The sequence below is a fragment of the Calditrichia bacterium genome (genome assembly GCA_020634975.1).
Classification (GTDB): Bacteria; Calditrichota; Calditrichia; order RBG-13-44-9; family J075; genus JACKAQ01.
On record JACKAQ010000001.1, the window covers coordinates 2,352,437 to 2,364,952 of the forward strand.

General features: G+C 43.0%; 9 protein-coding genes. 7 read left to right on the forward strand and 2 right to left on the reverse strand.

What is annotated here, in order from left to right:
• The first annotated feature begins 480 nt into the window (after positions 1 to 480).
• Positions 481 to 1,884 (forward strand): aryl-sulfate sulfotransferase, encoded by a 1,404-nt coding sequence (locus tag H6629_09555; protein ID MCB9068038.1) that lies wholly within the window; start codon positions 481 to 483, stop codon positions 1,882 to 1,884.
• A 376-nt stretch (positions 1,885 to 2,260) separates the two neighbouring features.
• Here H6629_09555 and H6629_09560 read toward each other — a convergent pair whose 3' ends face one another.
• Positions 2,261 to 4,612: a TonB-dependent receptor gene (locus tag H6629_09560; protein ID MCB9068039.1), complete on the reverse strand. Its 2,352-nt coding sequence runs from the start codon at positions 4,610 to 4,612 to the stop codon at positions 2,261 to 2,263.
• 23 nt (positions 4,613 to 4,635) lie between these two features.
• Positions 4,636 to 5,904 (reverse strand): exo-alpha-sialidase, encoded by a 1,269-nt coding sequence (locus tag H6629_09565; protein MCB9068040.1) that lies wholly within the window; start codon positions 5,902 to 5,904, stop codon positions 4,636 to 4,638.
• A gap of 374 nt (positions 5,905 to 6,278) precedes the next feature.
• Here H6629_09565 and H6629_09570 point away from each other — a divergent pair, with 374 nt between their 5' ends.
• From H6629_09570 to H6629_09595, 6 genes are all read left to right on the forward strand, one after another.
• Positions 6,279 to 6,605 (forward strand): hypothetical protein, encoded by a 327-nt coding sequence (locus tag H6629_09570; protein MCB9068041.1) that lies wholly within the window; start codon positions 6,279 to 6,281, stop codon positions 6,603 to 6,605.
• A 333-nt stretch (positions 6,606 to 6,938) separates the two neighbouring features.
• Positions 6,939 to 7,711, forward strand: a protein-coding gene (locus tag H6629_09575) for an IS5 family transposase (protein MCB9068042.1) whose coding sequence is annotated in 2 segments (ribosomal slippage) — positions 6,939 to 7,275 and positions 7,275 to 7,711 — 774 coding nt in all. Because the reading frame shifts where the segments join, the coding sequence is not laid out codon by codon here.
• Between the two features lie 777 nt (positions 7,712 to 8,488).
• Positions 8,489 to 9,397, forward strand: coding sequence for a helix-turn-helix transcriptional regulator (locus H6629_09580; protein MCB9068043.1), 909 nt, complete (start codon positions 8,489 to 8,491; stop codon positions 9,395 to 9,397).
• A gap of 150 nt (positions 9,398 to 9,547) precedes the next feature.
• Positions 9,548 to 10,426: an SDR family oxidoreductase gene (locus H6629_09585; protein ID MCB9068044.1), complete on the forward strand. Its 879-nt coding sequence runs from the start codon at positions 9,548 to 9,550 to the stop codon at positions 10,424 to 10,426.
• An 11-nt stretch (positions 10,427 to 10,437) separates the two neighbouring features.
• Positions 10,438 to 11,253 carry an SDR family oxidoreductase gene (locus H6629_09590; GenBank protein ID MCB9068045.1) on the forward strand — a complete coding sequence of 272 codons (816 nt, stop codon included), beginning with the start codon at positions 10,438 to 10,440 and terminating at the stop codon, positions 11,251 to 11,253.
• 246 nt (positions 11,254 to 11,499) lie between these two features.
• Positions 11,500 to 12,486 carry an NADPH:quinone reductase gene (locus H6629_09595; GenBank protein MCB9068046.1) on the forward strand — a complete coding sequence of 329 codons (987 nt, stop codon included), beginning with the start codon at positions 11,500 to 11,502 and terminating at the stop codon, positions 12,484 to 12,486.
• Positions 12,487 to 12,516 lie beyond the last annotated feature (30 nt).

The window sequence follows — 12,516 nt, forward strand, 5'->3', positions numbered from 1 at the left end:
GAACAATACTGAAACAGCAGTCAGCTACACTTTCCCAACTTTCTCACTTCGATAAAATACCTCCCTTCTGCCTGGCATTAAAGGTCATCCCCACAAACGGATCAGACGGAATATTAATACTTTGTATCTGAATACTAACAGCCAGCAACAGGCAAAAACTGAGTGCGTATAATTTTTTCATTTTATCCTCATTTTGAAACATTAGCGCAGCAATCTGTACAAGAAAAACAGATGTCAAAAATTCTAAAAGGTAAGATATTGATTTTATAAAGAGTTGTCTGTCGCTGGTGTAACATAAAATTGATGCTGATGTAACATTTGGTATGCTTTGGTATTGTTTTTGGTCAAAGGGTAGGACTTCTCGGTTTAAGAAATTTAAACTACAATTCGACAACGTGAGTATATTTCGGCTTTATCTTTTAGAGTTGTATATTTAGCAGAGAATTGTTTTTTTAATTTCAAAAAAGGAAAATATTCTTAATGAAATCGATTAGAATCTTTTTTTGCATTGCAATACTATTGATTATATACAGCAGTTGCTCAGACTCTTCCATAAATTCAATAGAACCGCAAATAATTCCTGAATTTACCGCCGTACAAATTGATAGTAATCAATTTAATTCCCTAAGCGCCAAAATAACGGCTTCAATATTAGATGCTGAGGAAGTGTATCTTAAATTTAGTTATGATACATCAAATGTGCAGCAATCACCGGCCTTTTTTGTTGAAGAAAATAACGTAACAATCCCGTTATTGGGGTTAAAACCGAACACAAATTACTCAATAATCGTAATCGCTACATCTTCCACCGCAGATATCGCCGTCAGCGATACCATTTTCTTTACTTCAGGTGATCTTCCTAATGAGATGCCACAGATAACCACTGTAATATATCAAACGCCGTCTCAGCAATATGTTATGATAGATCTCATATCTCGAACCCCAAATTCAAAAGGATATGCGATCATCATCAATAACGATGGTGATGTAGTGTGGTATCGCGAATTTAGTGGTCCCGTTGTCGATTTTCAAAAGCAACCTAACGGCAATTATACAGTATTTACATCTGAAAACGGTGCAACCCCTCGTTTTTATGAAATCAATTCGCTGGGTGAAGTAATTCGGGAGTTTGTAGCAAGCAATGGTTTTGAGACAGATCCCCATGAGATCAGGTTGTTCGATGGTGGATATTGCCTTTTCAACGTGGAAGTAAGGGAGATGGATCTTACCCTTTTGGGTGGATATCCTAATGTCCAGGTTACAGGAACGAATATTGAATTTATTCGATCGGGACAACCTGCTTTCTATTGGAGTCCTTTTGACTATTTCCAGGTAACGGATGCGGCATCAGATATTCCTCTCAATACTCAAAATGTTGATCCCTGGCACGGCAACGCCCTCGAAATTGATACAGACGGTAATCTTCTAGCCTCTTTCCGGAATAGTGATGAGATTACCAAAATAAATTCTCAAACCGGTGAAGTAATTTGGCGATTGGGAGGTAAGCAAAATGAATTCACATTTATTAATGATCCACTAGGTGGATTTTCCCATCAACATGGTATCAGAAGGTTAGAGAATGGAAATCTAATTATGTTCGATAATGGGAATTTACACTCCCCCCCAACCAGCAGGGCGGTTGAATATAAAATCGATGAACAAAATAAAACAGCAGAACGGGTATGGGATTATACCCATATGCCAGCGATATTCAGTTTTGCCATTGGTTTTGCTCAGCGTCTTCCTGATGGAAATACCTTAATCGATTACGGAACTGCCAATAAGATTTTAGAAGTTGATATGCTCGGAAATCCGGTTATGGAAATTGCAATTCAGGACAGCTCTTATGTTTATCGGGCTTTTCGAATTAATTCGATCTATTAAGAGATAAAATACGATTGGATCGCGCTTGATGACGGGATAAAATGGGATGCCGCATATGCGCCGCCACTTCATTGCTTTGAAAGTGAGGAATATGTAACCCTTTTGGCTGTAATATGAGAGAGGTTGTTAAAACTGACCTCGTATGCGATTTCAGAAAAATTAAAGCAATATCTTCTTCGGAAACTTTCAGACGCATCCGGCGTCTGGAGTGCGGTGAAGAAATCCGGTGTGGCAGTCTGACGATCCGGGTATCTTTTCTGCCAGAATAGTTTAAACCGGTTCCCAAAAACAGAGCTTAAACTTGTGGAAATAAAAAAGGCTCCGGTACTATTGAAATTGCCGGAGCCTAAAATTGCCGGATTCAAACGAATCCTGATTACCTGCCAATTCCGTACGAAACACCAAAAGCAAGAGAAAACGGCATACCGGGCGCAAAGGCATACCGGGTGCCGGTTTTGGTTGCGCTCACGGCATAAAGTTCATCGGTAATGTTATAAATATTTGTCCATATTTCCGCATTGCTTATCTTATAGCCAAATCGCAGATTGAGAATATTGTAACCGGGATACGTTTCTGTATTTTCAGGATCAAGATAATATTCTCCGATATGTTGCCATTCCATCCCGGCACGCAACCCGGGCAGAAATTTCGGGTGATAGGTAAGCCCGCCGTTGGCAATCCAGTTTGCTGCGCCTTCCATTTCATTGCCATTGTAAATGACACCGCTATTTTCATATTCAACGTATTCATGTGTTGCGTTTGTACCGCCAAAATGAATGGAAATCGAGCTAACCGGTACATATTTCAGACTATATTCGATACCCTGATGGCTTGTTCTTCCGGCATTTACACTTATACTTGAACCACCTTCCAACCGAACCGAAATGATCTCATCTTCCCCGTTCATGCGATAAATACTTACATCTGCATATAATTTGCCGTTGGCAAAACTGCCCCATCCCCCGATTTCATAATTATTGAAATAGCTCGGTTTTAGGGTGGGCACTTTCACGCCGCGATAGAGTTCTGTCACTTCCGGCGGTAAAAATCCCTGGCTGAAGTTAGCATAAAATCCACGATTGTTTTGCAGGTTGTATGTTAAACCGAGCTTTGGACTGATGTGATCAAAACCGTTTTCTTCATCGGGTGCGCCGGTAAAGGCACTTGGCGGAAGATAATTATCGAAAGCATAATCGATTTTATCGAACCGCAAGCCGGCGACAAACCGCAGCCGCTGTATTGGGGAAAATTCAATCTGGCTATATAAACCGGTGTTCAATAAATCGATATCATAACGGGAAAGCAGAGAATCGCTGAGCTGATATCCGGTAAAAATTCCGCTGGCAGGATCGCGATCGACTGTTATAAAAAAGGCTTCGTAAGTGTTGGGACTCCGGTCAATCGAAAGCCCGGTGGTGATGCGGCTATCCCAGAAATTCAGATATTGCAAATGCTGCACATTTGCACCGATACTGGTAAAGGCATTATCATTTTCCTCGCCGGTTGCCTGCGCGGGATTGGTGCGGCTTGTTCGCACCCGGTAATGGGGATTTTGGGCGATACTGTTATTGCGGTAATACACTGTGAGATCCGTTTTACCGGATAAATTCCAGGCATGGCTGAGGGTCGTGCGAAACCGTGTGGCGTTTACTTTTCGGAAAGTAAATGTTTGCAAACTGCTGTATTGTTGACCGTAAAAACTGAGGCTGTCCAAATCGCCGGTCATATCTGTATCGAGATGGTTGGTTGTGGCTGTTGCCGTTAGTTGCGTGGTTGACGAAAGAGAATAATCAGCCCGGAAAGTGAGCGAAAGTTTATCGAAATCGCTGTGTGCCCGCCAACCGTCACGGCGTTGTCCGAAATATCCGCCGGCGTATAACCCCAGATTGCCAGTGGTTCCGCTGGCGCTAACATCCGCCCGTCGATAGCCAATATCATCACCCTGCAGCGATGCGCGAATTTCCGTTACCGGGGACGGACGCGGCGTAATAAAATTGACAGCGCCGCCAATGGCATTACTGCCATACATCGACGATGCAGGTCCTTTGACCACCTCCACCCGTTCCAATCCGGACATGTTAACTTCAATCAATGCATTGTGGTTAAACAGACCAGCAGGTCGCAGCGGGATACCATCTTCCAGATACAGAAACAGAGATTTCAACGTTATCGGCTGGCGAATGCTCATCGAATGTTGCTCGTTTCCCAAATCAACCATATACACGCCGGAAACGCTGTTCAATGCCTGATACAACATGGTCGGTTTTAATTCATCAAGTTGGCGAACACTCAACGCCGAAATGCTCACCGGCGCTTCATGGCGCAATTGTTCATCCCGGCTGGCGGTAACAATCATCGGTTCCGCATCTAACGCTGTTGGCTGCAAACGAATGTCTAGATTATGGGTATTTTCATCGATGCTCGCGGTAAGTTGACGATATCCGAGATACGAAAATGAAAGCATTTTGACGCGCAGCGGAACAGCCAGCTCAAATCGTCCATTGCGGTCTGTGGTTGTGCCCATTGTTGAATTTGTTACAATGATATCCACACCCGGAAGGCGCAATCCGGTTTCGGCATCAGTAACCTGCCCGGTAATTTTTTGGACAGCGTTTTCTTCTGCGATCAGTTGTTGCCCGGTAACACAAAAAAGCAAAAATACAGCAAACAACAGCACCCAGCCCCTCACAAGTTTGCGGGATGGGAAAAACACAGGATCTATTTTCATGGGAATTTTCCTCATTATTGTATTCAATTGATATCACTGATTTGTAACCGGACAGATTGGTCTTGCTGCCAGGCAATCGCTATTTTGGAACTGGCGAAAGCCATTGCCGGCAAAATTCCGGAAGATAACAGCGTGCTGGCAACGGGAACATTATTTGCACTTTCATGCACGCTTTGCACAAGAAAATGAATCTGGCTTTGTCCATTGATTTGGCTTTCGGTGGCAATAAACAAACGCTCCGGGCGGTCCGATACGATTATTGAACGATAGGCGGAGATGTCTTTTTCAGCCGCAATCGGAATTGGCTGACCGAATGATTCCCCCCCGTTTTCGGAGACGGCAACATAGCTACCGGTTATGGCTTCGCTACCGGTAAACCAGCTGACATAAACATTGCCATCCTCCGCAATTGCAAGCGAAGGACCATTATGCGGACAACCGTCAATATACCAGCCGTCGTTATGAACCCGCACCGGATCAGAAAAAGACAAGCCATTATTTGTCGATTTAGCAATGGCAATATCGCGAATACTACCGGGATATTCCCGTCGCCATGCGATAAATACATCGCCATTTTCAGCACAAACGATGGTTGTTTTGCAACAGGGGCAAGCCGTTGTATCCACCACCACCGATGGTTCAAAGCTTAACCCGTTATCAAAAGAACGGGCGACTCGTATTTCCGATTTTGGCCCGTTATTGCCATGACCCGCAGCACCATGCTTCATCATCGCTTTATTGCGCGAATCTATCCAGGATACATAAATTATCCCGTTTTCAGAAACCGTCATATCCTGAAAAGTATGACCGGCGAGAATTTTTCCAGCGTCATCATTTACAAAAATAGCATCTTCAAAACGCTCGCCGCCATCCGTTGATCTGGCAAAACGCAAATCGCTGGCCGGAAAACGACGTCCTTCAACATTTGTATTGTTTTGCCAAACAACAAAAACATCACCGGCGTTATTCACAACAACTTTTGCAGGGGCCATTGTGTGAGGTGCCGCGTCGCCCGGAATATCATTAACCGTAACCGGATTTTTTAAAGGTCGTCCGGATTTATCGAATTTTTGAAGATAAACATCAAAGCGATTTTCCGATGTTTCGCCAACCCATACAACATATGTCGCAGACTGACCGTCAATGGCAACCGTTGGGTTACTGCCGCCGGTTTCTGTAACAGTGATCACTGTATCAGAAAATTGCGGTATTGATCTGCTTTCTTCGCAGGATTGTAGCACAAATGTCAACACCATTAAACCATGGAATAACAATAGTTTATATAGATTCATTTTTATCCTTTGACAGCGTAAATGACCAGTTTTATTAGGTAGTAAAGAAATTCAGTAATTAGAATTCCAGTTTACCGGCAGCGGTAAATATAAAACATAACGGTATATTGAAGCGAAAATAACTGCGGTGTCTGGTAACACCATAACTATTTTGCATTTTATAGCCGTTTTGAAATGGTAAAATATTCACCACCCATTTATTCCGGTTTTTCCGTCATCTTCTATAATTGCAATACGATTGAATAACGGGTCAGGCAAAAAATTCTGGCGGTTTGTCAATTTCAAAAACAAATGTAATTGTATTTAATAATTGCGAAAGGCTGTACTTATTATCATGGCTGCTATAAAATTGTTGCACATTCGGCGAATATTCAATGTTGAAAAAAGAGGAACCCCATACCGGAATATGTGCAGTATTCCCCGGCGGCATACAATTGCCGGAAATCATCACAAATGATTTTCCGGTTGATGGTACAAAGGATTCAGCAAAACAATTACATTTTCCAGCTGCCAAAGAACCCGGGCTTACGCAACAACATGTATTGACAACCGAACAGCATGCGTCATTTAACTTTCCCGACCGGGAATCCTCCGGTAACGGCAATATCCCTTTTTGGCAAAAACAAAAGAACATAACCGGAACCAACCATCTAACAAATTTTGATTTTGTATATTTCATTTATATAAAAACAAGTATTTAAAATAGCTGTTAGGTTTTTATTCCAACAACATTCTTGAGCAATTCCGGTGCCATTAATAATAGCGCCAGACCACACCATCCCAGATAATATATCATCAAATTTTCGTTAATATCTACACATTGAAGGTTTACCAATCTAGACAATTTCCACATTAACACACTGATCAAAAAAGCCCTGCGTAGTCTTGCGACTGACGGGAGCTTTTTATCAAATTGGGATTCGCAATAAAGCTATCAATCAAAGGTTGTACAACTATAAATAATTAGAAGCTATCTCAAAAATAGGTAAATGATGTATTAAATTAGGCTCACTGTATAAAAGAAGAGGTGAGCGATGGAACTCAAAGACGAACAATGGGCAGTCATTGAACCGCATATTCCTGTTATTCCCGCACGTGAAGATAGGCGTGGTCGCCCTCGCAGATCATCGCGTGAAATCCTGGATGCGATACTATGGGTTCTTCGAACCGGGGCACCCTGGAAAGACTTGCCCGATCGATATCCGCCATACCAAACCTGCCACCGCCGTTTCCAGGAATGGGACAGCGCCGGTGTCATGGACACGATACTGGAAGCCTTGGCTAGAGACCTCAAGGAACGCGGTAAACTGGATTTGACGGAATGTTTTATTGACGGCAGTTTTGCGCCGGCAAAAAAAGGGGCCCAGGTGTTGGGAAAACCAAGCGGGGCAAGGGTTCGAAGCTCATGGCAGTGGCAGACGGTGCTGGTCTTCCTATCGCCGTATGCGTCACGAGTGCTAGCCCACATGAGGTCAAACTGGTAGAGCAAACGCTCGAAAAAAGGTTTATTGAAGAAGTTCCGGATTTGCTGATTGGCGACAAGGCATATGATAGTGACCCGCTCGATCAACGACTTGCTGAAAAAGGAATTGAAATGATTGCGCCTCATCGCTCGAATCGTAAAAAGGCGGCGACTCAGGATGGCAGAAAATTGCGGCGCTATAGGCGTAGATGGAAAGTTGAACGACTTTTTGCCTGGCTGCAAAACTTTAGAAGGCTGGTGGTTCGATACGAACATAAACTTGACAATTACCTGGCTATGGTTAAACTGGCGTGTAGCCTGATTTTACTCAAAAGGTATTTTTGAGATGACTTCTAGTATTCTCAACCAGACTGAACTTGTACACCGGTTCTGGTGTTGTACCTCGAGCATGCATTAGTTCAGCGGCTTTTTACAAATGGCGCTCCAAATGGGGGTATGACTGTTTCGTTAATGGCACGCTCAAAGAATTGGAAACGGAGAATCGTCGTTGATCTGCTTCATGGAATCAAACACTTGAAAATTATGCATTATATTCAAGTACCCCGAAAATACGGATGGTTAATTGAAGCAACACATACGTATAACATCAGAGAAGAAGACTGAAATTCTTAGTGAATATCTGGAAAACAGGGTCGCCGTATCGAAAAAGTCTTGACCTCTCAAAATTGTTTGAAGTGTTGTTTTTATTGAATTTAAAGCGTCTTTGATAGCCCTTACAAGGCGAGGGTCACTGGTTCGAGTCCAGTAGCGCCCACCATCAATAAACCCCGTAAAATGAATGTTTTACGGGGTTTTGTTTTTTAGGATTTTTCCTAACCATACAAATTTTATATTAATGACTGATGTCAAGCATCATAATCAAACAGTTTGAAAATATTCAGACGTAACGAAAAACCTGTTTCAGTTGCGGAACGCAGATACGCGTTCCCTACCAACAAAATGTCTACTATTGTAGGGTTCTTAAATATGCGAACTACATTTTCGTGACCGCGTAACATCAGTTAATGAATCGGAATTTATGTTAAAGAAAAAGTTATTTGTGTTAAAGTTTGTTAGCAAGAATGGCTAACTTCCACTATTACTATTGAAGAGAGTTGAAATATGAATAATAAAAGTATCAGACACAAGTCTATTAGCCAGCTTCATGAAACAATGGGCTTCAAAAAACCTACCCATCCGTTGATCACAATTATTGATGTATCCAAACTTGCATACGGTGAAGAACTCATTGGAACAAAGTTTACATCTGACCTTTATTGCATTGCCCTAAAAGACAAAAGTTGCGGGCTTGATTATGGAAGAACCCATTACGACTTTGATGAAGGCACTTTAATTTTTATGGCTCCCAATCAGGTGTTTTCGGTTAACAAGGCACAGGCGCTAAATGAAGTCAAAGGCTGGATGCTGTACTTCCATCCGGACCTGATAAGAAACACTAAACTTGGCTCCAGGATTGAACATTATTCTTTTTTCTCCTATGCGGTGCATGAAGCGCTGCATTTATCAACTCAGGAAGAAGCAACCATTACTCAAATTATCAAGATGATACAGGCAGAAATCAAAGAACGAATTGATAATCATAGCCAACGGGTTTTGGTCTCAAATATCGAATTATTACTGAATTATTGCACACGATATTACGAACGCCAGTTCAATACACGAACAGCACAAAATCTGGATGTCGTATCCAAAGTGGAGACGATATTGAATGACTATTTCAAATCCGGGAATTTATTGGAATTTGGCCCTCCTACTGTTCAATATCTTGCTAAGGAATGCTTTTTGTCGCCGGGCTATTTGAGTGATCTTTTAAAAAAAGAGACAGATAAAACCGCAAAAGACCACATTAACCACTTTTTGGTCGAAAAAGCCAAAAATCTACTTCTTGGTTCCGATGAAACGATAAGCGGTATCGCTTACACGCTTGGCTTTAACTATCCGCATTATTTCAGCCGCCTTTTTAAGAACAAAACCGGTATTACCCCACAGGAATATCGACGCCAAAATTAATAAAAGGGTGCAATTTCCCCTCTTTTTATAGCATCACACCAAAAAAATCCCAAAACTGTGTTTTTCTTTCCCGAATCTGTGTTAAGGACAGACCACTCATATCGTTATTTTGGTTCTATCAAAATATAACCAAATTGAAGGGAAGATATTATGAGCAGAAAAATTCTCATCACAGGTGCAAGTGGCGGTATTGGCAAACTCACGAGCATAGCCCTTGCGGAAAAAGGAAATCAGGTAGTTGGTACGATGCGTTCGCTAAAAGGGAAAAATGCAGAAGCTACCGAACAACTGAAAGCTGCAGGCGTCCAATTGGTTGAAATGGATGTAACGGACATCGCCAGTGTTAATCAGGGGGTTGAAGCGGCAATTCAAATATTGGGCGGATTAGATGTCGTCATAAACAATGCTGGCATCGGATCGATAGGAATACAGGAGTTTTTTACTGTTGAAGATATGCACAAAGTTTTCGATGTCAATGTTTATGGGGTTCAACGAGTTATGCGGGCAACGCTTCCGCATCTCAGAAAGCAAGCGCAAAGTACCGTTATTCATATCTCAAGTGGCATTGGCCGATTGACATTTCCGTTTTACGGAACTTACTGTGCTTCGAAATATGCGTTGGAAGCAATTGCGGAAAGCTACAGAGCCGAACTTGCAAGCTTCGGCGTCGAGTCGTGCATTATAGAACCGGGTGCGATGCCGACAGAGTTTTTGGATGTTATGCTCCAAATGCAACCAAAGGATGAAGAAAGAAGCAAAGTTTATGGAGACATGATCCATATACCGCAAGCAGGCATGGAAGGACTTCAGCAAGTATTGCAAACAATTCCCGATCAGCATCCGCAGAAGGTCGCCGATGCCATTGTTGACCTGCTGGTAATGCCATTCGGTAAAAAACCGTTCAGAACGGTGGTTGATTACACTTTCCTGAAAGAACCTGTTGAAGCATACAACAAACTATTGCATGACATCACTCAGCAACTTTATGCTGCTAACGGGATGGGCGATATGTTGAAACTTAACAAATAAGGAATTTGGAAATGAATAAAACAGTTTTAATTACAGGAACCAGCAGCGGCATTGGTAAAGCCGCTGTCCACTTGTTTCATGAAAAAGGCTGGAATATCATCGCAACCATGCGTAGCCCCGAAAAAGAAACAGAATTCAATCATTTGGAGAATGTACTCCTCACCCGGTTAGATGTGCTGGATCTGCCATCAATTGATCAAGCTATCCAGGAGGGGATCACCAGATTTGGGAAAATTGACGTTTTGGTAAATAACGCTGGATATGGTGCCTACGGGCCGTTGGAAGCTTTCCCGAGAGAAAATATCATCCGTCAATTTAATACCAATGTCATTGGTCTGATCGATGTTACCAGGGCTGTTATCCCTCATTTCCGGCAGCATAAAAATGGGGTCATTGTTAATATTTCCTCTATTGGCGGAAAAATGACCTTCCCATTGGGTTCCCTCTACCATGGAACCAAGTTTGCCGTTGAAGGCATATCCGAAGCTCTAAGCTATGAAATGGCAAAGATTGGCGTAAAAGTGAAAATCGTAGAACCCGGGATGATAGCCACCGATTTCGGCGGCCGTTCCTTTGACTTTCAAAATGATGAAAGTATGATCGAGTATCAGCAGCTGATTGCTGCTGTATTCAAAGGGTTTGAAAAATTCGGGGGCAATGCCTCACCTGCCAACATGGTAGCAGAAGTGATTTTTGCAGCAGCAAACGATGAAGGTAATACGCTACGGTTTCGGGCCGGTGCAGATGCAGAATATCTGCTGGACAATCGACGAGAAATGAACGAGGACGATTTTATTGCAATGATCAAAAGCCAGTTTGATTTGTAAGATAGCCTTGATGTTAAGTATATTAAAGAAAGATTCATTTCGCAAGCGGCTGCAATAGCCTGCGCATCAATGTGAGCCAAAGGTAGTTGGTTTTTATTTGTGGTTTGGGAATTTTGCAAAATGGCTGTGATTATGTTTTAAATTTTAGTTTGTGCAAACAGTTGTAAAACATCAGCAATTTATAGTGTCGTTTTGCGATGGTAAACCGTGTTTTTGCATCATATAATGGTTTTAAGGAGATGATGGATGAAGGCTGTCTGGTACGAAAAACAAGGTCCAGCATCGGAAGTACTTATAGTAGGAGAGATGCCGGATCCCCAACCCAAAGCTGGTGAGGTGCGAATACGCATTTCGGCATCAGGTATCAATCCCGGTGATGTCAAAAAACGTCAGGATACATTTGGAATAGGGATGTCTTATCCAAGGGTTATCCCTCATAGCGACGGGTCTGGAATAATTGACAGTGTGGGGCAAGGCGTTTCGTTATCGCGTGTCGGAGAGCGGGTGTGGTGTTTCGGTGCGCAAAGCTACCGGCCATTCGGAACAGCCGCTGAATATACGGTGTTACCCTCGGAGCAGGCAATACCACTATCACCAGATGTGTCTTTCGAACAAGGTGCTTGTCTGGGTATTCCCGGCATTACTGCTCATCGTGCATTGCATGTCGCAGGAGCAGTTAAAGAACGAACTATACTTGTGCAAGGTGGGGCAGGTGCGGTGGGGCAATGTGCGATAGGACTCGCCCGGCATGCAGGAGCACATGTAATCGCAACCGTGCGATCTGAGGAAGATAAGCTTATTGCGATGCGGGCGGGCGCACACGTTGTTGTTCGAACTGATGGGCGCTCAAAAGATGAAGTGGTTGAACATATCCACACATTTGCACCAAAGGGCGTTCATCATATCATCGAAGTTGCTTTCCATGCCAATGTTGAGATTGACGAGCAATTGCTGGCAATAGGCGGTTCCATTTCTGCCTACGCTACAGGGAGCCCAATGCCAGCTATTCCGTTTTGGCCACTCGTATTTAAAAACATACACATATATTTTATTGGCAGCGATGATTTTCCGGCAGAAGCAAAGGCCGCTGCTGCTGCGGATCTGAATAAGGCACTTGGGGGAGAGTGGCCGGGATTTGAAATGGTTGAGCGGTTTCCGCTAGATTCTATAGCAAAAGCGCATGAACTGGTAGAGAGTCCCCTGCGAGGTGGGCGAGTTGTGCTGACGGTATAAATTGCTCTAACCCAGAAAAAATAGGCCTTG